Source organism: Curtobacterium sp. C1 (genome assembly GCF_021049325.1).
Taxonomy (GTDB): domain Bacteria; phylum Actinomycetota; class Actinomycetes; order Actinomycetales; family Microbacteriaceae; genus Curtobacterium; species Curtobacterium citreum.
Window position 1 is genome coordinate 3,302,917 of sequence record NZ_CP088076.1, and the last position, 23,635, is coordinate 3,326,551.

The window sequence follows — 23,635 nt, forward strand, 5'->3', positions numbered from 1 at the left end:
GCAGCGGGCGGGTCCCGCTAGTGCAGGGCCCCGACGGACGCCAGGCCCGCACGGAGCAGGGCGCCGCGACCGCCCTCCATCTCCTCGGCGACGGCGTCGGAGGCCGCCTCGATCGGGCTCATCCACGTGAGCTCGAGGGCGTCCTGACGCGGCTCGCACGTCCCCGTCACGGGCACGACGTACGCGAGGGAGATCGCGTGCTGCCGCTCGTCGGTGAACACCGAGGCGCCGGGGAGCGGGAAGTACTCGGCGACCGTGAAGGGCGTCGGGCTCGCGGGGAGCTGCGGGAACGCCATCGGACCGAGGTCCTTCTCGAGGTGCCGGAACAGCGCGGTCCGGATCGACTCGCCGAACATCACGCGGCCGGAGACGAGCGTCCGGGCGATCGACCCGCTCGGCGAGACGCGCAGCAGCACGCCCACCTCGGTCACCACGCCGAGGCCGTCGGTGCGGACGGGCAGCGCCTCGACGTAGCAGATCGGCAGGCGCCGGCGGATGTTCGCGAGCTCCTCGTCGGACAGCCAGCCGGAGTCGGGGTCGGGGGTGCGCAGCGAGGCCATGCACCGTGTCTACCAGTCGCCCCGGCGAGTTCGGCGCACGCCGCGGTCGCCGTGGACGGCTAGCGTCGTCCACGTGATCGATGCGGACGTCGTGCAGTGGACCCGGCCGGCCGACGAGCGGGCGGGGACGCCGCTGCTCGTCCTGCTGCACGGGGTGGGCTCGAACGAGCGGGACCTGCTCGGGATCGCACCCGTGCTCCCGCCCGCGTGGACGGCCGCGTCGCTGCGCGCGCCGATGCCGTGGGGTCCCGGGTTCTCCTGGTACCCGCTCGGGACGCCGGGGTCCCCCGCGGTCGGTCCGGTGGACGATGCCGTCGACGAGGTCCTCGCGTGGATCGACGACGTCGCGGCCGACCACCCCCGCATCGGACTGCTCGGGTTCTCGCAGGGTGGCTCGATGGCGCTGCAGCTCCTGCGCGCGCGACCGGGGGCGTTCGCGTTCGCGGTGTCGCTGTCCGGCTTCGTCGTGCCGGGGGTCGCGGACTCCCGCGACGAGGCCGTGGCGACGGTCCGCCCCCGGGTGTTCCTGGGGCACGGCGACCTGGACCCGGTGATCCCGGCGGAGGCGACCGCACGCACGCAGGCGTGGGCCGCCGCGCACACGGACGTCACCGACCGCACGTACGCGGGACTGGCACACGCGGTGTCGGCCGCGGAGCTCGCCGACGTCGCCGCCTTCGTCGACGCCGACTGACGCGGGCAGCGGAGGTCGTGCCCGCTCCGCCCGCCCCGTCGATGGAGCAGACGACGTCGGGTCGCCTCCGTGCACTCGACAGCTTCTGCTCCATCGACGGGGCGAGGGGGTGACGGGGCGAGGGGGTGACGGGGCGAGGGGGTGACGTTGCGCGGGTGACGGGAAGCGGCCGGGAGGCACGTGGCGGGCCCGCCACGTGCCTCCCGGCCGTCGTCGTGTCGCGTCGGACGCGAGCCGCTAGTCCGCGAGGATCTGCAGCAGGTCCTTGCGGAGCTGGTCGATCTTCGCGGTGGCCGCCTTCGTCTGCTCGTCGGTCGCGCTCGACCGGTACACGTGCAGCACGCCCATGGTCTTCCGGAGTGCTTCGACGAACGCACGCTGCGTGTCCGGCATGCCCGGGGCGGCGTCGAACGCCGCGGCGATCTCGTCCGCCTTGGCCGCGGCCTCGGCCCTGCCCGCCTCGGTGAGCTCGAACAGCGTCTTGCGCCCGTCGCCGGTCGAGACGACGAGGTCCTCGTCCACGAGCTGCTGGAGCGTCGGGTAGACCGAGCCGGGGCTCGGCTTCCAGGCGCCGCCAGTGCGCTCGGCGATGGTCTTGATCACGGCGTAGCCGTTCTGCGGGCCCTCGGCGAGGAGGCCGAGGATCGCGAGACGGACGTCGCCGCGACGACGGCGTTCGCGGCCGAAGCCGGGGCCGCCGCCGAACCCGGGACCGAAGCCCGGGCCGAAACCGCGTCCGCCGAACCCGGGACCGAAGCCACCGCGTCCGCCGTGGTCGTGGTCACCGCGGTCGCGGCCGGGGAAGCCGTGCCCGTGGTGCTGCCGCGCGCCGCCGAAGCGAGGGCCGCGCGGACCGGTGCCGCGCTGGTCGCGGCGGTCGTGCATCTGGTCGTCGTGCATGGTGTGCATGAGGACTCCTTCTCTGTGTCGGGTGAAGTGGGCTCGCGATCTGTTGTGTGCGTGTCGCGATGCGTCAACGATAGATCGCTAACTATCGCGATGTCAAGCACCGGTCTTCCTCGGCCCGCTGTCGGTGGCCGCGGGCAGGATGGGACGGACCATGACGGACGTCCTCGAGCGCTTCTCCCCCGCGACCGCGGAGTGGTTCCGCGGTGCGTTCGCCGCCCCGACCGCCGCGCAGGCCGGCGCCTGGGACGCCGTGTCGACCGGGCAGCACGCGCTGGTGATCGCCCCGACCGGGTCCGGCAAGACCCTGGCGTCGTTCCTGTGGTCGATCGACCGGCTCATCAGCGCGACGGACCGTCCACCCGCCAAGCAGCGCACGCGGGTGCTCTACGTCTCGCCGCTCAAGGCCCTCGGGGTCGACGTCGAGCGGAACCTCCGCAGTCCGCTGGTCGGCATCACGCAGACGGCCCGGCGGCTCGGCACGGAGCCGCCCGAGGTCACCGTCGGCGTCCGGAGCGGGGACACCCCGTCCGCCGACCGGCAGCGCCTGCTCCGCCAGCCGCCGGACATCCTCATCACGACGCCCGAGTCGCTGTACCTCATGCTCACCTCCGCGGCGCGCGAGACCCTGGTGAACGTCGACACCGTGATCGTGGACGAGGTGCACGCGGTCGCGTCCTCGAAGCGCGGGGCGCACCTCGCCGTGTCGCTCGAGCGGCTCGACGACCTGCTCGACGAGCCCGTGCAGCGCATCGGTCTGTCCGCGACCGTGCGGCCCGCGGAAGAAGTCGCTCGGTTCCTCGGCGGCCGGGCACCCGTCACGATCATCGCGCCGCCCGCGCAGAAGACCTTCGACCTACGGGTCGTCGTGCCGGTCGACGACATGACCGAGCTCGGTGCTCCCCCGGTCGGTGCCGACGCCACCGAGTCGCCGACCAACGGCTCGATCTGGCCCCACGTCGAGGAACGGGTCGTCGACCTGGTCGAGGAGCACCGGTCGACGATCGTGTTCGCGAACTCCCGACGGCTCGCCGAACGCCTGACCGCGCGGTTGAACGAGATCCACGAGGAACGGGTGCTGGCGGCGCGGGACGTCCGCGAACCGGCGACCGTCGGTGCTGCCGGCGCTGGGGCCGGACCGGGCGGTGCTGGGGCCGGGCCGGTCACGCAGTCTCCCGGCCGTGCATCTGCGCACGCCCCCGTCGCGCAGCCGAAGCGGCCGCCGGCGCAGGTGATCGGGCAGTCCGGGCAGACGGACGGCGGCGGGTCCGACCCGGCGGTCCCGGTGCTCGCCCGGGCGCACCACGGCTCGGTGTCGAAGGACCAGCGCGCGATCATCGAGGACGATCTGAAGTCCGGACGCCTGCGCTGCGTCGTCGCGACGAGCTCACTCGAGCTCGGCATCGACATGGGCGAGGTCGACCTCGTCGTGCAGGTCGAGGCACCGCCGTCCGTGGCGAGCGGCCTGCAGCGCGTCGGCCGCGCGGGACACCAGGTCGGTGAGATCTCCCGCGGTGTGCTCTTCCCGAAGCACCGCGCCGACCTGGTCAACAGCGCGGTCACCGTCGAGCGCATGGTCTCCGGGCAGATCGAGTCGATCTCGGTCCCCGCGAACCCCCTCGACGTCCTCGCCCAGCACACCGTCGCCGCCGGTGCGATCGACACCGTCGACGTCGAGCACTGGTTCGAGCTCGTCCGGCGGAGTGCCCCGTTCAGCTCGTTGCCGCGCTCCGCGTTCGAGGCGACGCTCGACCTGGTGACCGGGCGCTACCCGAGCGACGAGTTCGCGGAGCTCCGACCGCGTCTGGTGTGGGACCGCGTGCACGGCACCCTGACCGGGCGACCGGGGGCGCAGCGGCTCGCGGTCACGAGCGGCGGCACGATCCCCGACCGCGGCATGTTCGGCGTGTTCATGGTCGGCGAGAAGGCGTCCCGCGTCGGTGAGCTCGACGAGGAGATGGTCTACGAGTCCCGGGTCGGCGACGTGTTCGCACTCGGGGCCACGAGCTGGCGCATCGAGGAGATCACCCACGACCGGGTGCTCGTCAGCCCGGCGTTCGGGCAGCCGGGACGCGTGCCGTTCTGGAAGGGCGACGGCATCGGCCGGCCCGCCGAGCTCGGCAAGGCGACGGGTGCGTTCGTCCGCGAGGTCGAGGGCGCCTCGGACGAGGACGCCCGAGCACGGGTGGCCGCCGGTGGCCTGGACGACCGCGCCGTCACGAACCTGCTGACCTTCCTCCGCGAGCAGCGCGAGGCCACCGGACACGTCCCGAACGACACGACCCTGGTGGTCGAGCGGTTCCGTGACGAGCTCGGCGACTGGCGGCTCATCCTGCACTCGCCGTACGGCATGCAGGTGCACGCCCCGTGGGCCCTGGCCGTCGGCGCCCGGCTCCGCGAGCGGCACGGGATCGACGGCGACGCGATGGCCGCCGACGACGGGATCGTCGTCCGGATCCCGGAGACCGACGCCGAGCCGCCGGGGGCCGACCTGTTCGTGTTCGAGCGCGACGACCTCGAAGCCGTCGTGACGGACGAGGTCGGCGGCTCGGCGCTGTTCGCCGCGCGCTTCCGCGAGTGCGCGGCGCGCGCCCTGCTGCTGCCGCGCCGGAACCCCGGGCAGCGGTCACCGCTCTGGCAGCAGCGCCAGCGCGCCTCGCAGCTGCTCGAGGTCGCGCAGAAGTACCCGACGTTCCCGATCGTCCTCGAGACCGTACGCGAGGTCCTGCAGGACGTGTACGACGTCCCCGCGCTGCTCGGCATCGCGGACCAGATCGGCGAGCGCCGCATCCGCCTGGTCGAGCGTGAGACCGAGCAGCCGTCACCGTTCGCCCGGTCGATCCTGTTCGGGTACGTCGCGGCGTTCATGTACGAGGGCGACTCCCCGCTCGCCGAGCGCCGGGCCGCGGCGCTGTCGCTCGACTCGACGCTCCTCGGCGAGCTGCTCGGGCGCGCCGAACTCCGGGAGCTGCTCGACCCCGAGGTGATCGCCTCCGTCGAACGTGACCTGCAGCGGCTGTCGCCCGACCGTCGTGCGCGGGACGCCGAGGGCATCGTCGACGTGCTCCGGCTCGTCGGTGCGCTCGACCTGCCGGAGCTGACGGCACGCAGCTGGCTCGCCGACGCGGCCGACCAGCAGGCGGCGGAAGCCACGGTGCGGACCGCCCTCGAGTCGCTCGAGCGCGACCGGCGGGTGCTCTCCTTCAGCCAGGCCGGGACGACCCGCTGGGCGGTGATCGAGGACGCCTCGCGCCTGCGGGACGCCCTCGGGGTCCCGCTGCCGATCGGCGTCCCGACCGCGTTCGTCGAGCCCGTCGCCGACCCCCTCGGCGACCTGGTCGGCCGGTACGCGCGGTCGCACGGACCGTTCTCGCTGCAGGACGCCGCCGGGCGCCTCGGGCTCGGCGTCGCGGTCGTCCAGGACACCCTGCGCCGACTCGTCGCCGACCGCCGGGTCGTCGAGGGCGAGTTCCGGCCGGACCGACAGGGCGCGGAGTGGTGCGAGGCCGAGGTGCTCCGCCGCATCCGCACGAAGTCGCTCGCGGCCCTGCGGCACGAGGTCGAGCCGGTGTCGCCGGACACCCTCGCGCGCTTCCTGCCCGCGTGGCAGCACGTGCACACCCCGGGGACCCGCGGTGGGCTGCGCGGCGTGGACGGTGTCCTGCAGGTGATCGACCAGCTCGCCGGCGTCGCCCTGCCCGCGAGCGCGTGGGAGACCCTCGTGCTGCCCGCCCGGGTCAGCGACTACTCGACGAGCATGCTCGACGAGCTCACCGCCACGGGCGAGGTCCTGTGGTCCGGCGGTGGCACGCTCCCCGGCAACGACGGGTGGGTCCGCCTCCACCTGGCGGACACGGCGGAGACGACGCTCGCCGAGCCCTCGGGCGACGAGACCACCGAGCTGCAGCGCGACGTGCTCGGCGCACTCGCCGGCGGCGGCGCGTACTTCTTCCGGCAGCTCGGCCAGGCGGTCGGCAGTACGGACGACACCGCCCTGGCGACGGCGCTGTGGGACCTCGTCTGGGCCGGACAGATCACGAACGACACCTTCGCCCCGCTCCGCGCGATGCTCGGCGGGAAGGCGAAGAGCACGAGCGCGCCGCGCTCCCGGCCGTACCGCGGCCGGCGACGCCCGACGCTCCCGACGCAGTCCGGTCCGCCGTCGGTCGGCGGCCGGTGGTCGCTGCTGCCGCTCGCGGAGTCCGACGGCACCGTCCGCGCCGCCGCGACCGCGGAGCAGCTGCTCGAGCGGTACGGCGTCGTGACCCGGGGTGCCGTGCAGGTCGAGGGCGTGCGGGGCGGATTCGCCGGCGTGTACCGGGTGCTCAGCCGGTTCGAGGAGTCCGGTCGGGCCCGCCGCGGGTACTTCGTCGAGGGACTCGGGGCGGCGCAGTTCGCGACGAGCCCCACGGTCGACCGGCTCCGGACGTACGCGCGGGACCTGGACGACGACGAGCGTGCCGACGCCGACCGGGAGCGCCAGGCGCTGACCCTCGCCGCGACCGACCCCGCGAACCCGTACGGTGCGGCGTTGCCGTGGCCGTCCGACGGCGACCCGGCGGACACCACGGGCGCGGCCGACGGCTCCGACGCCGCGGCCGCCGGGTCCAGCACCAGCACCAGCACGGTGCGAGCCGCAGGTGCCTCCACCGGCACGGGCAAGACCCGCGGGCACCGTCCCGGACGGAAGGCCGGCGCGCTGGTCACGACCGTCGACGGCCGCCTGGTGGTCTACGTCGAACGGGGCGGGAAGTCCGTCCTGACGTTCACCGACGACCCGGCGGACCTGCTCGCGGCGGCCCGGTCCATCGCCGCGGTGGTGCGCTCGGGGCTCCGGAAGCTCGCGGTCGAACGCGTGGACGGGGAGTTCGTCCTCGAGAGCCCGCTCGGCAGCGCCCTGCGCGAGGCGGGCTTCACGGCGACCCCGCAGGGGGTGCGGCTCCGTGTCTGAACCGAGCACGACCGGCGCGACTCCGAGCGGGACGGTGTGCCATGCCCGAGGGTGACACCGTCTTCCGGGCCGCCCGACGCCTGCACACCGCCCTCGCCGGCAAGGTCCTGACCCGCTCGGACTTCCGGGTGCCCGCGTTCGCGACGCTCGACCTGGTCGGTCGGACCGTCGACGAGGTCGTCCCGCGCGGCAAGCACCTGCTCCATCGGATCGGCGACCTGACCGTGCACTCGCACCTGAAGATGGAGGGGCGGTGGGACGTCTACGCCCCGGGTGAGCGCTGGCGACGGCCGGCGCACCAGGCACGCGTGGTGCTGGACGCCGAGGACGTGTCCACTGTGGGCTTCACCCTCGGGGTGCTCGAGGTGGTCCCTCGCGACCAGGAGTCCGAGGTCGTCGGACACCTGGGGCCGGACCTGCTCGGCCCCGACTGGGACGCCGACCGGGCGCTCGCGAACCTCACGGCCGACCCGGACCGCCCCGTCGGTCTGGCGTTGCTCGACCAGCGGGTGCTCGCGGGACTGGGCAACGTGTACCGGAACGAGCTGTGCTTCCTGCGCGGTGTGCTGCCGACGCGGCCGGTCGGGCAGGTGCAGGACCCGGCGCGGACGATCGCGCTCGCGAGCCGGCTCATCTTGGCGAACCGCGACCGCAACGCCCGCGTGACGACGGGCGTCGACCGCCCGGGTCGGCGCTTCTGGGTGTACGGACGGGCCGGCAAGCCCTGCCTGCGGTGCGGGACGCCGATCCGGCACGGTGAGCTCGGCGACTCCGAGCTGACCCTGCGCGACACCTACTGGTGCCCACGCTGCCAGACGTAGCCGGAGCGGCCAGCAGTGCCGGCCCGAGCCGGCCCGCACGGGCAACTCCGGCCCACACGGGCCGAGCCGTCCCGCACAGGCAGCTCCGGCCCGAGCGGGCCCGCCGCGTCACGTCAGTGTCACGTCCGCGTCATGATCCACGCGTACAGGTACGACCGCGAGTTCGCCGCGTCGACGACCGCGTCCGGCAACCGCTTCGCCGCCGCGAGCGCCGCCGCCGCGTCCGACTTCCCGCCGAGCGCCCGGTACATGAGCAGGTAGTCGCCGAACTGCACGTCGTAGCGGCCGTCCGGCACCGCCTCGTCGAGGACCCGCTGGATCTGCGCCCGACCACCGGCGCCGGCGTACTCCCCCGCCATCGCGGGCATCGGGATGAGTTCGATCCCCGCCGGAGCCGCCGCCGCGGCGCTGAACCACGTCGCGTGGTCGCGCTTGCCGCCCCAGTTCAGGGACACCACCCGGTGCGTGAAGCCCGGGAAGGCGGACAGGTCCGGGTCGAGGACGTCGCGCTGCGCCGACGCCGCCTCGTTCGACAGCAGCCAGGTGCCGACCGAGCGCAGGGACGCCGACCCGGACACCGTGCCCCAGCGGGCGACGCCGTTCCAGGCGGACACGGCCTCGGACGCGGACTCCTGGTTGTTGCCGTCCGCGAAGGGCGAGTACCCCGACGCCCACGAGTGCTGTGCGTACGGGTCGTAGACGCGGAGCGCCGGGAACGACGTCGTCTGCGTCGGCGAGGCGATGTCCGCCGCGACCAGGTCGGCGACCGTCCGCCACCGGGACACGAGCGCGTCGTCCCCGTCCGCGACCATCGCCGCCGCGGACAGCAGGTAGCCGTAGTGGAAGTGGTGGTCGTTGAACTCGTCGGACCCGAAGGACGGCTGCTGCCCGACGAGCCCGTGCACGGTCGGGTCGTACCGGAAGCACCGGGCGCTGCGGTCGCCGCAGCCGGACGCGTCGAACCACTGGTCGAGCTCGCTGACGATCGACGACTTCAGCGCCGCCGCCTGGTCGTCGAGACCGAGCCCGACCGCGAGCCGGTACAGCGTCGCGACGCGGTACAGGTCCTTGCCGCCGCCGTAGGTGTCGGCGGCGTACGACGACGGGTCGACCCCGGCGGCGTCCTCGCGGACCTGGTCGGTGAGCGTCGCGCGGTCCGCCGCGGAGAGCCCGGACAGGTCGAGACGGTCGTCGGGTTGCACGGTCTCCGCCGCGAACCGGAGGGCGGTGCCGGTGCAGACCGGGGCGGGCCCGGTGATGGTCGCGACCTCCAGCCCGGTGCACGACAGGCCGGACGTGCCCTGACCGGCCTGCGGGACGAGGACGCCCGCACCGCCGCCGAAGTCGTAGCCGAGCGTGGTGCGCTGCGTGGACCGGGTCGCGCTGCGTTCGAGGGTCGTGCCGACGAGGGGCCGCGCGGCCGCGACGAGCCGTGCGACCTGGGACGCACTCGCCCCGTCCGGGGTCGGCAGCAGGACGACCGAGCCGCCCTTCCGCAGCGCGATCCCGGAGGTGTCGACGGTGCCGTCGCGGACGACGACCTGCCAGGTGCGGCCGCCGCCGGTCATGGTCGCGGTGCCGTCACCGGTGCGGGTGAGCGGCGTGGTGGCGCCGAGCTGCCCGTCGCGTGCGGCCGTGTAGGTCACGAGCGGTGAGCCCTCGGCGACGACGGAGTGGCCGAGCACGGTGTCGCCGTCGCGGTGTTCGACGGTCACCGACACCGCGTCGTACGCCGACACCAGGGTGCTCGTCGCGCCGAGGTCGAAGCCGACCTGCGGCACGGCGCCGCCCGCGATGGTCTTCTCGGTCGCGGTGACGTCCGGCAGCCCGGCGGCGAACCCGCCGCTCGTGACCTGCCACGAGATCGGTGACGGGAACACCGGCTGCGGTGCCGCGCCGAACACGAGCCCGGAGAACCACCGGTTCGTCGGGGGCAACAGCCCGTCCGCCAGGCGCATCGTCCCCGCGGTGGAGGACGTGACGTCACCCAGGGCGGCGACCGCGCGCGCCTGGGCCGCCGCGTCGGTGGCAGAGGCCGACGGGGTCGGGTGATCCGTGCCTCCCGGCCCGGTGCACGCGGTGACCAGGAGGGTGACGGCCGTCACCAGGGTGACCAGCAGGACCGGACGGGAGGCACGGGTCGGGCCCGCCCCGTCGGTCCGGGACGCGGGGCGCACCGGCTACAGCCCGATCTGGCGGGAGAAGTCCCGGACCATGTCCGTGACCCCGGCGAGCTCGCCGTCGTCCTGCAGGTGCAGCGTCGCGTCGACGGGCGTGCCGGGGCTCGTGATCCCCGAGGACGGCGAGGCGGACAGCTCGCGGCTCTCCACGTCGACGGTGGTCTTCGCCTGGCCGTCGGCGTTCGTCTCGACGCTGACGCTCTTGACACGACCCGTGACGGTGCGGTCGTCGGGCAGGCGGAGCTCGACCTCGGCACCGTTGCGGATGCGGCCGTAGTCGCGGGGCGTGACGGTGAAGTTCGACGTCACGAACAGGCTGTCCGCCTTGTGGATCGTGCCGAGCTCGGAACCGGCCTGCACGTAGCCGCCGGTCTTCACGTCGATCTTCGCGATCGTGCCGGAGACCTCGGCCTTGAAGGTGATGAGCCCGTCCTCGCCGATGTCGTAGGCGCTCGTCTGGGTGTCCGCCCCGACGACGCCCTTCCGGATGTCCTGCGCGAGCTGCAGGCTCTGCACCTGGATCAGCTTCGCGCCCTTCTGGACGGTGTCGCCCTCCTCGACGTACTCCTGCGTCACGGTGCCGCCGTAGTCGGTGCCCACGGCGTACTCCTGCGCGGCGATCGCGGCGGAGGTGCTGGCGACGGCGCTCTGCCGCTGGTTGAACACCAGCGTGCAGGCGGCGACGACCACCAGGACGACCAGCAGGCCGCCGAAGAGTCGGAGTCGGTTGGTCCAGGTCATGCGCGGTGTCCGTCCTGCGTCGCGACGCCGGCGATCGCGGCGCGCTGGGGTTCGAGGGTGTCGGGTCGGACGACGGTCGTCCGGACCGGGCTGGCGGGGGCCTGCGCCAGCGGGAGGGCCGGGCGGGCGACGCCGCCGCGGGCGCGCTCGCGGTCGGCGACGCGGTTCCGGGCCTGCTCGCGGAACGCGGCGACGATGAAGGCGAGGAACACGAGGGTGTTCGTGATGTTCCAGGCCGTGGCGAGCGTGAGCTGTCCGTTGTGCAGGTCGCGCCAGACGGCCACCACGCTCGTCAGCGCCAGGAAGACGAACACCAGGACCTGCGGCACGATGAAGTTGAACGGCGACGGGGTCCGGCCGCGGTTCGCGCCCGTGACGTGCCAGGCCTGCTCCTTGCCGCAGAGGACGTTCCAGAGGGCGCTCGCGTAGATCGGGAACGACACCGCCGCGAGCAGCAGCGTCTCGTACCGGAACGACCCGAGGGCGTAGAACGCGAGCAGCACCTGCATCAGGTAGAAGCCGAGGTAGAACAGCACCCACTCGCCCGGGCCGATCGACAGGTTCATCGGGCGCAGGTCGAAGAAGATCTCGAGCGGCGGCACGAGGAGCAGCAGCCCGGGGACGATGCCCGTCAGGTAGAAGCTCGCGGTGACGAGGTACTGCAGCCGCTGGTCCATCGACAGCCGGTGCTTCGGGTTGAACGGGAAGTGCGTCAGCAGGATCTCGAACCCGCCGGTGGCCCAGCGGAGCTGCTGCTTCGTGAAGCCCTCGATGGTCTCCGGGGCGTCACCGACGGCCAGGGTCATCGGGATGAAGACGGACTTCCACCCGCGCTCGTGGAGCATCAGGCTGGTCCAGACGTCCTCGGACTTCGAGTCGGTGTGGATGCCGCCGACCTCGTCGATCGCGCTGCGGCGGAAGACGACGTTCGTGCCGACGCAGAACGCCGCGTTGAAGCGGTTCCGGCCGGGCTGGATGAACTTGTAGAACACGGTCTGCATGTAGCCGGCGCCGCGGGACACCAGGTTGTGCAGGTTGCCGTAGGTCTGCGGCGTCTGCACGAACGCGATGCCGTCGTCCGCGAAGAACGGGACCGTCTCGAACAGGAAGTCGGGCTTCGGCACGAAGTCGGCGTCGAACACCGCGAAGTAGTCGCCCTTCGCGAGGGTCAGGGCATGGTTGATGTTGCCCGCCTTCGCCCCGTGCGAGGACAGGCGGCGGACGTAGCGGGCGCCGAGCTCGGCGGCGAGCGCCTGCACCTCGTCGCTCCGGCCGTCGTCGAGCACCCACGTGCGGTGCTCGCCGCGCATCGCGAGGGCGGCCTGAACGGTCGCGGCGATCTTCGACAGCTCCTCGCCGTAGACCGTGATGAACACGTCGACCTCGACCCGGCGGCCGCGGACGTGCATCGGCCAGCGGTGCGGCTGGTCGGACAGGCCGTCACGGGCGACGGCGTCGCGGTCGAACAGCGTGTCCTGGGTGTGGTGGAACCCGAAGTCGCGCGGGTCGGCGCCGCCGGACAGGATCGTCCACATCGACAGCAGGGCCTGGCCGACGAGGACGCTCTCCGCGACGATCACCAGGCCGTACGGCAGGAAGTCGCCGCGGTTGGCTGGGTCGAGCAGGAACACCGCGTACGCCATGACGCCGAGCGTCGCCACGAGCACTATGAGCACCATGACCGGGCTGTGCGCGCGGCTCTCGGAGCGGGGGCGCACGTGCGGGACGACTTCGCCCTGGGCGCGGCGACGGACCCGGTCGCGGGGCGTGCTGGACAGGAACGGAGCACCCGTCGTGCGCGACTCGTTCGGCGCGGCGGTCGCGCCCGCACTCGGGGCCGCGGCCGTGTCCGCGGGTTCGCCGACGTCGGGCGACCGCGGGGGCGAGTTCCGCCGGTACGGCGGGTTCGGCACCGCGTCCGGGCGCGGTCGGCGGAGGTCCGTGGGTGCGGACATGGCGGTTCTCCTGTCGGGTCGGGAGAGACTCGCGACCGGCAGGCGGGGACGCCGACGGTACGCGAGACGGGCGTCGGCGACTGTGGCGACATGGGTTCGGTGCCTGGGCTAGGGACCCGGCATCGGGGGGACGGCGTCCGAGGGTGCGGACGCGCTGTTCGGTGTGTCGTGAGCGGTCGTGCGGCGACGGCCCGTCGCCGTCGGTCTGGTCGACACTACGAGCCGATCGGCCGCGCCGTGTGTCCAGCGGGTGAACTCGGCACCGGAGCGCCGATCCTTGCGGTTTCCCGCATTCCCGCACGCCCCGGCGCCGGGCGCGCGTGTCGGGCGGGCCGGCGTTCCGCGGCGGCGCGTTCCGCGAAACGCAACGTCGGCGGATCCTCGCAGCGGTATCGCGCTGCGAGCATCCGCCGACGTTGCGTCTTGCGAGGGAGGGAGGGGTCAGGCGGCGGAGCGTTCGGCGAGCGGGCGGCGCCGGAGTTCCTGCCGGGTGATCGCCGGCGGCTCGTACTGCTGGTCGAGCCGGGAGACGTCGGCCCCGGGCGGGACGATCGCGTCGATGCGGTCGAGGACCTCGTCGGACAGTGCGACGTCGGCCGCGGCGAGCAGGTCGTCGAGTTGCTCCGTCGAGCGCGGGCCGATCAGCGCGCTCGTCACCCCGGGGTGGGCGATCGCGAACGCCAGCGCCAGGTGCGTCATCGGGATGCCGGTGTCCTCGGACAGCGCCGCCACCTGCTCCACGGCGTCGATCCGGCGCGCGTCCTGGTTGTGCCGGAACATCCCGACGCGGGCGAGGTCGCTCTGCTGGCCCTTCCGGAAGCGTCCGGTCAGCATGCCGCCGGCGAGCGGGCTCCACACCAGCGCGCCCATCCCGTACCGCTGGGCGACGGGCAGCACCTCGCGCTCGATGCCGCGGTTGAGGATCGAGTAGGTCGGCTGCTCGGAGCGGAAGCGCTCGAGGCCGCGGCGTTCCGAGGTCCACTGTGCCTCGACCTGCATCGACGCCGGGAAGTCCGAGCTGCCGATCGCCCGGACCTTGCCGCTCCGCACGAGGTCGGTGAGGGCGGACAGGGTCTCCTCGAGGTCGACCGTGTCGTCCGGGCGGTGCGCCTGGTACAGGTCGATGTGGTCGGTCTGCAGTCGGCGGAGCGAGTCCTCGACCGCGCGGGTGATCCAGCGTCGGGAGTTGCCGCGCCGGTTGGGGTCGTCGCCCATGGGGCCGTTGAACTTCGTCGCGAGCACGACGTCGTCCCGGCGGCCCGCGATCGCCTTGCCGATCAGCGTCTCGGACCCGCCCTGTGAGTAGCGGTCCGCGGTGTCGATGAGGTTGATGCCGGCGTCGAGGGCGCGGTGGACGATGCGGATCGAGTCCTGCTCGTCGCCGTTGCCGATCCGGCCGTCCGTGCCGAGCATCATCGCGCCGAGTGCGAAGGGGCTGACCTGGATGCCGGTGCGGCCGAGGGTGCGGTACTGCATGGGAGTGCCTCCTGTCCGTGGCGCCCGGTGCTCCCGTGCCGTATCGTGGACGGAACCGGAACGCTCTTCCGGAACCATACGGAACGTTGTTCCGTTTCCGCAAGCCCCGCGCGGTCGGACCGCGCATCCCGACACCCACCGACCGGAGGCCCCGTGCGCGCCGACGCCCGCCGCAACCTCGACGCCCTCGTGGACACCGCCCGTGCGGTCTTCGCCGAGCAGGGCGTCGACGCCCCCGCCCGGGTGGTCGCCGAACGCGCCGGGGTCGGTGTGGGCACGCTCTACCGGCACTTCCCCCAGCGGTCCGACCTGGTCGTGGCGGTGTTCCGGCAGGCCGTCGAGGACTGCGCGGACGCTGCTGCTGAACTCAGCGCCGAGCACGAGCCGGACGAGGCGCTCGCCCGGTGGCTGCTGCGCTTCACCGGGTTCGTCGCCACGAAGCGCGGACTCGCGGCCGCCCTGCAGTCCGGGGACCCGGCGTTCGAGGGCCTGCACCCGTGGTTCATCGACCGGCTCGGCGGCGCGTTGACCGGGCTGCTCGACGCCGCCTCGGCCGCTGGAACCATCCGGAGCGACCTCGACGCGACCCAGCTGCTCCGCGCGGTCGCCGACCTGTGCCACGGCGCCCCCACCGTCGAGCAGAGCCAGTACCTGGTCGGCCTGCTCGTCGACGGGCTCCGCTGGCGCGCGACCGCCTGAGCCCCGTCAGGCGGGCTGGTGCAGCCACTCCCGCGCGGTCGTCCGCACCGCGTCCGTCACGCGCTCGAGCAACGGGGACGCCAGGTTCCACCGCTGCCACCAGAGCGCCACGTCGGCGCGCCGACCCGGGGTGAGCTCGACGAGCGAGCCCTCCCGCAGACCCTGCAGGCACTGCGCCTCCGGGAGCATCCCCCAGCCGAACCCGAGCGTCACCGCGCGGGCGAAGTCGGCCGAGGTCGGGACGAAGTGGCGCGGACCGCCGGGGGCGTGCCCGAGGACCCGGCGGAGGTACCCCTGCTGCAGGTCGTCGTCGCGGTCGTAGTCGACGAGCGGGACCCGGTCGAGCCGGTCGGTCATCCGTCGCTCGGTGTCCGCGCCGTCCAGGTACCGGGCGACGAAGGCCGGGGACGCCACGGCGCGGTACCGGTCGACGCCGAGCAGCACGGACGAGCAGCCCTGGACCGGGTCGGCCTCGGCGGTGACCGCCGCCATCACGGTGCCGGCACGCAGGAGCTCGGCGGTGCGGTCCTGGTCCTCGCGGTGCAGGTCGAACACCACCTCGGCGTCCGCACGGACGAGGGCGAGCGCGTCGAGGAACCACGTGCCGAGGGAGTCGGCGTTCACGGCGAGGGCGACGGAGGGGACCACCGGCAGCGCTGCGTCCCCGCCGGGACCCACCCCGAGCGCCCGTGCGGTCTCGTCGTCGAGCAGCCGCGCCTGCCGCGCGTGCCGGAGGACGACCTCGCCGTCGGCGGTCGGCGCCACCGGGGTCGTCCGCTGGAGCAGGACCCGGCCGAGCTGCTGCTCCATCGCCTTGATCCGCTGCGACACCGCCGACGGGGTGATCGACAGCGCCCGTGCCGCGGCGTCGAGGGTGCCGTGGTCGACCGCGGCGAGCAGGGTCTCGAGGTGGTCGCGCTGCAGCCGGAGCATGCAGCTGAGCTTACGGTGCCGCAGGAACGTGAGCTGGCCTGCAGGGCGTCGCAGCCCTAGCGTCGGACGGGTGAACGCGCTCCTCCCCCTGCTCGCCGGCCTCGGCACCGGACTCGCGCTGATCGTGGCGATCGGCGTGCAGAACACCTACCTGCTCCGGTTGGCGGTGACTGCGTCGGTCCGGGTGGTCGCGGCCGCCGTCGTGGTGTGCGCGGCGTCGGACGCGGTGCTCATCCTGGCGGGCGTGCTCGGCGTCGGGGTGGTCGTCGAGCGCTTCCCGCTCGCGGTCGTCGTGATCCGGTTCGTGGGGGCGGCGTTCCTGCTGACCTACGGGGTCCTCGCGGCGAAGCGGGCGCTGCGGCCGTCCGGGGACGCGATGCGCGTCGAGCAGGCAGCGGACGACGACGGGGTGCCGGCACCGGCAGCGGCACCCGCCGGGCAGACCCGGACCAGCATCCCGGCGCCCAGCGCGACTGCGCCCAGCGCGACTGCGCCCAGCACGTCCGCGACCAGCACGTCCGCGACCAGCGCGTCGGCGACCAGCCCGACGGCCGAGCCGGCGGGGCCGACGGGGGTCGTGCCTCCCGGCCGGGGTGGGGTGACCACGCGCCCGGCCGCACCGACGATGCGGGCCGCGGTCCTGACCATGCTCGTGTTCACGTGGGCGAACCCGCACGTGTACCTCGACACGCTCGTGTTCCTCGGGTCGGTGGCGAACCAGCAGGGCGTCGACGACCGCTGGTGGTGGACGATCGGGGCCGCGGCGGCGAGCTGCCTGTGGTTCGGTGCGCTCGGGTTCGGCGGGCGGCTGCTGCGGCCGCTGTTCGCCCGGCCCCTCACCTGGCGCGTGTTCGACGGCCTGGTCGCCGTCGTGATGCTGTCGTTCGGCGTCGCGCTGGCCGTCGGCGCGTAGCGCGGGCCGACCGCAGCGCGCCGCGTGGCGGGCGGCGGCGTGTCGTGCGCCCGCACAACCGAAAACACTCCGCGCCACGGAAACCCGTGGCGCGGAGTGCTTCGCGTTGTGCCGAGCACGAGTCGCAGGCGCCGCCTACTGCAGGCCCTTGCCCACCCGGCTGTGCCGACGGCTGTACCCGAAGTAGATCGCGAAGCCGATCGCCAGCCACACGATGAACCGCAGCCACGTCTCGACCTCGAGGTTGAGCATGAGCCAGAAGCACAGCACCGCCGAGATGATCGGGAGCACCGGCGACCACGGCACCCGGAAGGCGCGAGGCGCGTCCGGACGGGTCTTGCGGAGCACCACGATGCCGATCGACACGAGGACGAAGGCGGAGAGCGTGCCGATGTTGATCATGCCCTCGAGACGTTCGACCGCGGTGAACCCGGCGATGAACGCCACGACCACACCCGCGACGACCTGCACCCGGACCGGGGTCTGCGTCTTCGGGTTCGTCTTCGAGAACCAACGGGGCAGCAGGCCGTCACGGCTCATCGAGAACACGATGCGCGACAGGCCGAGCAGCAGCACCATCACGACGGTGGTGAGGCCGATCAGCGAACCGATCGCGATGATCCCCGCCGCCCACGGCAGGCCCACGATGTCGAAGGCCGAGGCGAGGGACGGGGCGTCCTCCTCCGCCAGGCGCCGGTACGAGACCATGCCGGTGATGACGATGCTGACGCCGACGTAGAGCAGCGTGACGATGCCGAGCCCGATGAAGATGCCGCGGGGCAGGGTCCTCTGCGGGTTCTCGGTCTCCTCGGCGCTCGTCGCGACGACGTCGAAGCCGATGAACGCGAAGAACACGAGCGAGGCCGCAGCGAGCAGGCCGAACACCCCGTACTGCGCGGGCGCGGAACCCGTGACGAAGGACACGAGCGACTGCGTCAGGACGCCGCCCTCGGCACCCTTGGTCGGCTCGGCCGGCGGGACGAAGGGCGCGAAGTTCGCGGCCTTGACGAAGAACGCCCCGGCGACGATGACGAAGACGACGATCGCGACCTTGATGACCGTGATGACGGCGGACACCCGGCTCGACAGGCGCGTGCCGAACGCCAGCAGCACGGTGAACAGGCCGACGATGAGCACCGGCCCCCACGTGAAGCCGATCGGGCCGAGCTGGATCGTGTCGGGCAGGTCGATGCCGAACACCCCGAACGCGGTGCTGAGGTAGATGCCCCAGTACTTCGCGATGACGGCGCTCGCGGTGAGGGTCTCGAGGATGAGGTCCCACCCGACGATCCAGGCGAGGAGCTCGCCCATGGTCGCGTAGGTGAACGTGTACGCCGAGCCGGCGACCGGGATCGTCGACGCGAACTCGGCGTAGCACATGATCGCCAGGCCGCACGTGACGGCGGCGAGCAGGAACGAGATGATGACGCTCGGTCCGGCGAAGTTGGCGGCGGCGTTCGCGCCGACGGAGAAGATGCCGGCGCCGACCGCGACCGCGATGCCCATCGCGGCGATGTCGAACGTCTTGAGGGACCGTTTGAGTGACCGGCCCTGCTCCTCGGAGTCGGCCAGCGAGGCCTCGATCGACTTGGTGCGGAGTGCCATGGGGGGGTTCCCGTCATCGGTCTGGCGGTGGACCCCGGAAGGGTACTGGTGTACCACCCCGGTCCGCAAACGGTCCGGGCCTCGCGGGGCGGGGGTTGGGCGGCGGCGGTCGGGCCACGCGAGGTCGGCGAGACGCCGCCAGGTCGGCCAGACGCCGCCAAGCCGGCGAGACGCCGTGGGACGGGGCGGCGTCTCGGCTCGAGCGGGGCGTCTCGCGGAGACGACGGCGTCTCGGACGGGAGGCACGGGGCCGGGTGGGCGCGTCGGCTGCGGTCCTGCACGGGGCCGGGTGGGCGCGTCGGCTGCAGCCCCACGCGGGACCGGTCAAGCGGCGCGGCGCCATTCCGTGAGGAAGCGTGCGCCCGCCTCGTCGTGGATGATCCCGTCCGGAGCGGTGAGCACCGGGTACGGCGTCGCGAGGACCCCGTCGGCGGGTCGGACGTCGACGTGGGCGACCTCGTGGCCGTTCGCGTGCAGCCAGTCCGCCATCGCGTAGTCGCTGCGCGAGTCCCCGACCGTCCGCCAGGTGACCGGCAGCTCGCCGTCCGCCGACAGCAGCTCGAGCGACCGCTCCGCGCCGAGGTCCTTGCCGGACCGGTCCGACTCGACGTCGGTCGAGATGATCGTCGGGTCGATGCGCCACTGCACGGCACCGTCGGCGTCCGGCCGGACGTCGTCGAGGCGGCGCACGCCGAGGCCCCGACGCACGAGCGCCGCCATCGCCTGTGCGTCGAAGTCGGCTTGGCGTGCCAGGTAGGTCGCGTTCGGCACCTCGACGCGCTGCTCGATCGACACCATCGCGCGCTTCGTCTCGTCGAAGAACACCAGGTCGGCGTACTCGGCCCGGACGAGCTCGCGCATCTCGTCCGCGAAGTCGCGTGGGAGCGCGAGGTCCTCGGCGACCGTCAGCTCACCCATGCCGCCGTCGTACTGCGGTCCGATGGAGCACCAGACGGCGCCCTTCTCGCACACGGCGTGCACCCGGGTACCCTCGGCCAGACCGCCGGCGAGCAGCGGACCGACGACCTCCTGCCGGATGAAGGCGTCGCTCCGACCGGTGTTGAAGACGATCGGGATGCCCTCGGCGGCGAGGGCGACGAGGTCCTCGACGATGGACGGGATCGCGATGGTCCGGGTCACCGGGCTGGCGATCGGTCCGTCGACGTCGAGCAGCAGGCCGAGGCGGGGAGCAGTCACCGCACCATCCTCTCGCAGCAGCCGGTCGGTCAGTGCGCGTCGGTGTCCCCTGGATCGACGCTCGGTGCGTCGACTCCCGTGAAGCGGTCGACCAGGTGCCCGAGGACCACGGGGTCGGGCACGTGCCCCTGTCCCGGGACGACGAGGGACCGCGAACCCGGCACGGCCTCGGCGAGCGCCGCAGCTGCTGCACGCATCCACTCGACCCCGGCGTCCCCCGCGGCGACGAGCACCGGGACGCCCACCGCTTCGGCGACGCGCTGCGGGACCGCCAGTCCGCCGAGGACCCGGACGTCGCGGGAGAGCACGTGGGCGTCGGCGAGGAGGGCCCGCCACAGCCGCGGTCGGAGCCGCGCGGCGGTGACCTGGCCCATCGGCAGGCCGAGGACCTGGGCGAGGAACGCCCGCACCGCCTGCCCGCGGTGGCCCGCGGCGACGTGCTCGTCGAGGACGTCCGCGAGCAGGACGTCGTCGGCGTGCGGGTCGACGGTCGCGCGGTACGGCGGTTCCCAGAGCACCGCGCGCCGGAGCGGGACGCCGGCCGCGAGTCCACGGAGGACGAGGCCCGCACCGACACACGTGCCGAGCGCGTCGACGGGACCGGGGACCGAGGTGACGACCGCCGCCATGTCCTCGATCTCGCGCTCGATCGACCACGGGGCGGTGTCCCCGCTCGCGCCCCGGCCGCGCCGGTCGTACGTGACGACCCGGTAGCGGTCGCGGAGTGCCCGGACGAGCCGGTCCACCGTCGGCGTGCCGTGGTGGTCGAAGGCGCCGCCGACGACGAGCAGGGTCGGACCGGAGCCGGCCTCGGAGACGGCGAGCGGCGTGCCGTCCGCCGAGTGCACGATCCGGTCGAGGTGCCCGACCGAGAAGTGTCCGGCCGAGGGCTGCCCGGCCGAGGGCTGCCCGGCCGAGGGCTGCCCGGGCGAGAGGTGCCCGGGCGAGAGGTGCCCGGCCGGGAGCTGGGCCGGCGCGATGGCGCTCCCCGGGGCGCCGGGCACTCCGGGAGGCCCCACCGCGTGCTCGGGGGTGCGGGAACGGTCGTCGTGCATGGGTGTCCTCGGGGTGGTGCGACGGCGCTGCGTCGGGTCCTCGGGACGGACCGTGCTGGTGTCGGTACCGAGAGCATGGCAGGCGCCCCGGTCCGCGTCACCACCCGCAAGCAGGGGGAGGACGGCCAGTACCCGTCACACCAGCGCCGTCGCGCCCACCGACTCCCGCTCGAGCAGGGACCGCTTGACGTCGAGGCCCCACGCGAACCCGCCGAGGGTGCCGTCCGACCGGAGGACCCGGTGACACGGCACGAACAGCGCCGGGGCGTTCCGTGCGCACACGCTCGCGGCAGCTCGGATCGCGTCGGGCCGACCCATGGCACTCGCGAGCTCGGTGTAGGTGAGCACGGACCCGGCCGGGATCGCCCGGAGCTGTCGCCACCCCTCGGCGAAGAGGTCCGTGCCGAACTGCCGCACGGGCACCTGCATGGCGTGCTCGACCTGCCCGTCGTAGAAGGCGTCCACCGCCTCGGCAGCGCGGACGGTGCCGTCGACCACGCGCTCGGGTCGGTGTCGGTCGGCCAGCCGGGCGACGATGCGCTCGGCGTCGTCGGTCCACCCCGAGGCGAGCACGCGGCCCTCCGAGTCCTCGAGCACGGTGAAGGACCCGTCTGGCGTGTCCAGTGTCTGGATGATGGCGTCGGTCATCGGTCGTCCTCCTCGTTGATCAGCGTCGAGCTGGCTCGTTGGTCAGCTTCGTTCGGCGGCTGTCGCCGCGGCCCGCGCGCTCGTTTCGGCGACGGCGGCCGCCCGGTCGACGATCGGCCGCCAGCAGTGCATCGTCAGGTAGCTCCGCCACGGCGCCACCTGCTCCGACCGTACGGAGAGCTCGCGCGCCGCACCGGGCAGTCCGAGTTCCTGTGCACCGTTCCGCACGGCGAGGTCGCTGTGGAGGAACACGTCGGGGTGGTGCCGGACCCGCAGTGCCACGTAGTCGGCGGTCCAGGGGCCGATGCCCTTCACCGCGAGGAGCCCGTCCCGGAGCTCGTCGAGGGACTGCCCGGCGTCGACGACGAGCGTGCCGACCGCGAGCGCCTCGGCCACCCGGATGATGGTGTCCACGCGCGCCGCCGGGCCCCGGAGGACCTCGCGACCGTGCTCCGCGATCACCGCAGCCGTCGGGAACAGTCGACCGCCCGGCACCAGGTCGTCGGGCACCGGTGCGCCGAGCGCGGCCACGAGTCGGGTCTGCGCCGTACGTGCGGCGGCGACCGACACCTGCTGGCCGATGAGGGTGCGGAACAGGACCTCGTCCGCGTCGGCGTGCCCCGGCAGCCGGATCCCCGGGACACGGGCCACCGCCGGTGCGAGCTCCGGGACGGCCGCGAGGACCGCGTCCACCGCCTCCGGATCGGCGTCGAGGTCGAACAGCGAGCGCACCCGCGCGACGAGCGTCGGCAGGTCGGACAGGGTGGTGAGTCGCACCCGCAGGTCGATGCCGGTCCGCCCCGCGGCGGGGCCGGCCGGCCGCGTGGCCGAGGCCGACGCCGTGAAGCGAGCCGGGCCTCCTGGCAGGTCGACCAGCCGCCCGTACGAGGTGACCCGTCCGGTGTCGTCGCGCTCCACCTGCTCGAGCCCGGCGAGCGCGTGGAGCGCGTGCCAGTCGAGCAGGCCCTGTGCGTCGAACGGTGCACGGGCCGGCAGGTGCACGTGCAGCCAGCCGTCCTCGACCGGGCGGAGCACGCGGCGAGCGCGGAGCTGCGAGGGGGTGACGGCGAAGACCTCGCGGATGGTGTCGTTGAACTGTCGGACGCTCGCGAAGCCCGCCGCGAAGGCGACGTCCGCAACGGAGAGGTCGGACGAGGTGAGCAACGCGCGGGCGGTCTGCGCGCGGTGTGCCCGGCTGAGCGCCTTCGGTCCCGCACCGAGCTCGGTCGTCATGATGCGACCGAGCTGCCGTTCCGAGTAGCCGACGCGAGCGGCGAGGCCGGGGACGCCCTCGCGCTCCACCACCCCGTCGAGCACCAGCCGCATGGCCCGGCCGGCGACGTCTTCGCGCAGGTCCCACTCGGGGCTGCCCGGCGTCGCCTCCGGCAGGCACCGCTTGCACGCGCGGTACCCGGCGAGGTGCGCCGCAGCGCTGGTGCGGAAGAAGGTGACCCCCGACGCGCGCGGGGTGCGGGCGGGGCAGGACGGTCGGCAGTAGATGCCCGTCGAGTGCACGGCGGTGACGAACTGACCGTCGAACCGCGCGTCGCGGGAGGCGACGACGCGGTAGCGCTCGGCGTGCAGGGTGTCGTCCGCGGTGCTGGTCATGCGGCAACCCTGACACGGGCCGGCGACAGTGACTGGCGGGAATCGGACACGGCAGCGACGGCCGCTGGAGCGCTCGCCACGGCCACGACGACTACGGTGGGCGCGTGGCCGAGGACCTGCGCGTCGAGACACCCGTGGAGGTCGTCCTGCTCCTCGCGTCACCCCGGCACCGCTACGAGGGGCGCCCGGCGGACGGGGCGCTGCCGGCCGACGGTCCCGAGCTCCGCGATCGGATCGAGCTCCGGGCGGGACTGGGCATCGTCGGCGACCGGTACTTCGCCGCCCGGGCCCACGTGCACGCCACCGTGACGGTCATCGGCGTCGAGGGGCTCGAGGAGGTCGGCCGCTCCCTCGGCGCGGCGGTGGACCCGGCGGCGACCCGGCGGAACGTGGGGCTCCGCGGCGCGGACGTCGAGGCGCTGCGCGGGGAGCCGTTCTCGCTCCAGGTCCCCGGCGAGGAGCCCGTGCTGTTCCGCGGGTACCGCCCGGCGAACCCGTGCGCCTGGATGGACCACGAGGTCGCACCGGGGGCGTTCCGTGCGATGCGGGGACGGGGCGGGGTCCGGTGCGACCCGGAGTCCGACGGGGTGCTGACCCTCGGACCCGCGGTGCTCCGGACGACCCGCCCCGTGCCGCTGCCCGCGCCGCCGCGCTGAGCGCGCGGACGAACGCGGCGGTCAGACGGGCGGACGT

18 protein-coding genes are annotated in these 23,635 nt (G+C 73.7%); 6 read left to right on the forward strand and 12 right to left on the reverse strand.

What is annotated here, in order from left to right; all coding sequences use genetic code 11:
• Positions 1 to 17 precede the first annotated feature (17 nt).
• Positions 18 to 560: an NUDIX hydrolase family protein gene (locus tag LQK89_RS15870; RefSeq protein ID WP_058742808.1), complete on the reverse strand. Its 543-nt coding sequence runs from the start codon at positions 558 to 560 to the stop codon at positions 18 to 20.
• Positions 561 to 633: 73 nt separating this feature from the next.
• Here LQK89_RS15870 and LQK89_RS15875 point away from each other — a divergent pair, with 73 nt between their 5' ends.
• Positions 634 to 1,254, forward strand: a complete 621-nt coding sequence (locus LQK89_RS15875; protein WP_231049657.1) for an alpha/beta hydrolase — start codon at positions 634 to 636, stop codon at positions 1,252 to 1,254.
• A 237-nt stretch (positions 1,255 to 1,491) separates the two neighbouring features.
• Here LQK89_RS15875 and LQK89_RS15880 read toward each other — a convergent pair whose 3' ends face one another.
• A complete protein-coding gene (locus LQK89_RS15880; RefSeq protein ID WP_442874070.1) occupies positions 1,492 to 2,154 on the reverse strand; it encodes a PadR family transcriptional regulator in 663 nt (220 codons plus the stop codon).
• 160 nt (positions 2,155 to 2,314) lie between these two features.
• On the opposite strand from LQK89_RS15880, the gene LQK89_RS15885 reads away from it, so the two are divergent.
• Together LQK89_RS15885 and LQK89_RS15890 are read left to right on the forward strand one after the other, a co-directional pair.
• A complete protein-coding gene (locus tag LQK89_RS15885; protein WP_231049659.1) occupies positions 2,315 to 7,111 on the forward strand; it encodes an ATP-dependent helicase in 4,797 nt (1,598 codons plus the stop codon).
• Positions 7,112 to 7,152: 41 nt separating this feature from the next.
• Positions 7,153 to 7,932, forward strand: coding sequence for an Fpg/Nei family DNA glycosylase (locus LQK89_RS15890; RefSeq protein ID WP_231049660.1), 780 nt, complete (start codon positions 7,153 to 7,155; stop codon positions 7,930 to 7,932).
• A 119-nt stretch (positions 7,933 to 8,051) separates the two neighbouring features.
• Here the strand turns inward: LQK89_RS15890 and LQK89_RS15895 are convergent, their stop codons facing one another.
• The 4 genes from LQK89_RS15895 to LQK89_RS15910 all read right to left on the reverse strand — a co-directional run bounded on the left by LQK89_RS15895 (position 8,052) and on the right by LQK89_RS15910 (position 14,284).
• Positions 8,052 to 10,037: a glycosyl hydrolase gene (locus tag LQK89_RS15895; RefSeq protein WP_231049661.1), complete on the reverse strand. Its 1,986-nt coding sequence runs from the start codon at positions 10,035 to 10,037 to the stop codon at positions 8,052 to 8,054.
• Positions 10,038 to 10,112: 75 nt separating this feature from the next.
• On the reverse strand, positions 10,113 to 10,853 hold the full coding sequence (locus LQK89_RS15900) for an HlyD family efflux transporter periplasmic adaptor subunit (RefSeq protein ID WP_141859364.1): 741 nt from the start codon (positions 10,851 to 10,853) through the stop codon (positions 10,113 to 10,115).
• Positions 10,850 to 12,808, reverse strand: a complete 1,959-nt coding sequence (locus LQK89_RS15905; protein WP_231049662.1) for a glycosyltransferase family 2 protein — start codon at positions 12,806 to 12,808, stop codon at positions 10,850 to 10,852. The genes LQK89_RS15900 and LQK89_RS15905 overlap by 4 nt, the downstream gene beginning before the upstream one ends.
• A gap of 441 nt (positions 12,809 to 13,249) precedes the next feature.
• Complete coding sequence (locus tag LQK89_RS15910) at positions 13,250 to 14,284, reverse strand: aldo/keto reductase (protein ID WP_114849323.1); 1,035 nt, start codon at positions 14,282 to 14,284, stop codon at positions 13,250 to 13,252.
• Positions 14,285 to 14,437: 153 nt separating this feature from the next.
• Between LQK89_RS15910 and LQK89_RS15915 the strand changes: the two genes are divergently transcribed.
• Positions 14,438 to 14,983 (forward strand): TetR/AcrR family transcriptional regulator, encoded by a 546-nt coding sequence (locus tag LQK89_RS15915; RefSeq protein ID WP_175326874.1) that lies wholly within the window; start codon positions 14,438 to 14,440, stop codon positions 14,981 to 14,983.
• A gap of 6 nt (positions 14,984 to 14,989) precedes the next feature.
• On the opposite strand, the gene LQK89_RS15920 is transcribed toward LQK89_RS15915, so the two are convergent.
• Positions 14,990 to 15,916, reverse strand: coding sequence for a LysR family transcriptional regulator ArgP (locus LQK89_RS15920; RefSeq protein WP_231049663.1), 927 nt, complete (start codon positions 15,914 to 15,916; stop codon positions 14,990 to 14,992).
• A gap of 70 nt (positions 15,917 to 15,986) precedes the next feature.
• Between LQK89_RS15920 and LQK89_RS15925 the strand changes: the two genes are divergently transcribed.
• Positions 15,987 to 16,829 carry a LysE/ArgO family amino acid transporter gene (locus tag LQK89_RS15925; protein WP_231049664.1) on the forward strand — a complete coding sequence of 281 codons (843 nt, stop codon included), beginning with the start codon at positions 15,987 to 15,989 and terminating at the stop codon, positions 16,827 to 16,829.
• Between the two features lie 135 nt (positions 16,830 to 16,964).
• Here LQK89_RS15925 and LQK89_RS15930 read toward each other — a convergent pair whose 3' ends face one another.
• The 5 genes from LQK89_RS15930 to LQK89_RS15950 all read right to left on the reverse strand — a co-directional run bounded on the left by LQK89_RS15930 (position 16,965) and on the right by LQK89_RS15950 (position 22,942).
• On the reverse strand, positions 16,965 to 18,434 hold the full coding sequence (locus LQK89_RS15930; RefSeq protein WP_231049665.1) for an APC family permease: 1,470 nt from the start codon (positions 18,432 to 18,434) through the stop codon (positions 16,965 to 16,967).
• A 324-nt stretch (positions 18,435 to 18,758) separates the two neighbouring features.
• Complete coding sequence (locus tag LQK89_RS15935) at positions 18,759 to 19,631, reverse strand: hypothetical protein (RefSeq protein WP_174777311.1); 873 nt, start codon at positions 19,629 to 19,631, stop codon at positions 18,759 to 18,761.
• Positions 19,632 to 19,660: 29 nt separating this feature from the next.
• Positions 19,661 to 20,686: an alpha/beta fold hydrolase gene (locus tag LQK89_RS15940; RefSeq protein WP_231049666.1), complete on the reverse strand. Its 1,026-nt coding sequence runs from the start codon at positions 20,684 to 20,686 to the stop codon at positions 19,661 to 19,663.
• A gap of 135 nt (positions 20,687 to 20,821) precedes the next feature.
• Positions 20,822 to 21,334 (reverse strand): methylated-DNA--[protein]-cysteine S-methyltransferase, encoded by a 513-nt coding sequence (locus LQK89_RS15945; RefSeq protein WP_231049667.1) that lies wholly within the window; start codon positions 21,332 to 21,334, stop codon positions 20,822 to 20,824.
• A 42-nt stretch (positions 21,335 to 21,376) separates the two neighbouring features.
• Positions 21,377 to 22,942 (reverse strand): DNA-3-methyladenine glycosylase 2 family protein, encoded by a 1,566-nt coding sequence (locus LQK89_RS15950; protein ID WP_231049668.1) that lies wholly within the window; start codon positions 22,940 to 22,942, stop codon positions 21,377 to 21,379.
• A 104-nt stretch (positions 22,943 to 23,046) separates the two neighbouring features.
• Between LQK89_RS15950 and LQK89_RS15955 the strand changes: the two genes are divergently transcribed.
• The gene (locus LQK89_RS15955) at positions 23,047 to 23,598 is read left to right on the forward strand and encodes a molybdenum cofactor biosysynthesis protein (protein WP_231049669.1); all 552 of its coding nucleotides are present in this window, start codon (positions 23,047 to 23,049) and stop codon (positions 23,596 to 23,598) included.
• Positions 23,599 to 23,635: the final 37 nt, after the last annotated feature.

Bases quoted from the DNA above. Each gene is read 5' to 3' on its own strand.
- LQK89_RS15870 (WP_058742808.1), bottom strand. From the start codon at position 560: ATGGCCTCGCTGCGCACCCCCGACCCCGACTCCGGCTGGCTGTCCGAC.
- LQK89_RS15880 (WP_442874070.1), bottom strand. From the start codon at position 2,154: ATGCACGACGACCAGATGCACGACCGCCGCGACCAGCGCGGCACCGGT.
- LQK89_RS15885 (WP_231049659.1), top strand. From the start codon at position 2,315: ATGACGGACGTCCTCGAGCGCTTCTCCCCCGCGACCGCGGAGTGGTTC.
- LQK89_RS15890 (WP_231049660.1), top strand. From the start codon at position 7,153: ATGCCCGAGGGTGACACCGTCTTCCGGGCCGCCCGACGCCTGCACACC.
- LQK89_RS15900 (WP_141859364.1), bottom strand. From the start codon at position 10,853: ATGACCTGGACCAACCGACTCCGACTCTTCGGCGGCCTGCTGGTCGTC.
- LQK89_RS15905 (WP_231049662.1), bottom strand. From the start codon at position 12,808: ATGTCCGCACCCACGGACCTCCGCCGACCGCGCCCGGACGCGGTGCCG.
- LQK89_RS15910 (WP_114849323.1), bottom strand. From the start codon at position 14,284: ATGCAGTACCGCACCCTCGGCCGCACCGGCATCCAGGTCAGCCCCTTC.
- LQK89_RS15920 (WP_231049663.1), bottom strand. From the start codon at position 15,916: ATGCTCCGGCTGCAGCGCGACCACCTCGAGACCCTGCTCGCCGCGGTC.
- LQK89_RS15930 (WP_231049665.1), bottom strand. From the start codon at position 18,434: ATGGCACTCCGCACCAAGTCGATCGAGGCCTCGCTGGCCGACTCCGAG.
- LQK89_RS15940 (WP_231049666.1), bottom strand. From the start codon at position 20,686: ATGCACGACGACCGTTCCCGCACCCCCGAGCACGCGGTGGGGCCTCCC.
- LQK89_RS15945 (WP_231049667.1), bottom strand. From the start codon at position 21,334: ATGACCGACGCCATCATCCAGACACTGGACACGCCAGACGGGTCCTTC.
- LQK89_RS15950 (WP_231049668.1), bottom strand. From the start codon at position 22,942: ATGACCAGCACCGCGGACGACACCCTGCACGCCGAGCGCTACCGCGTC.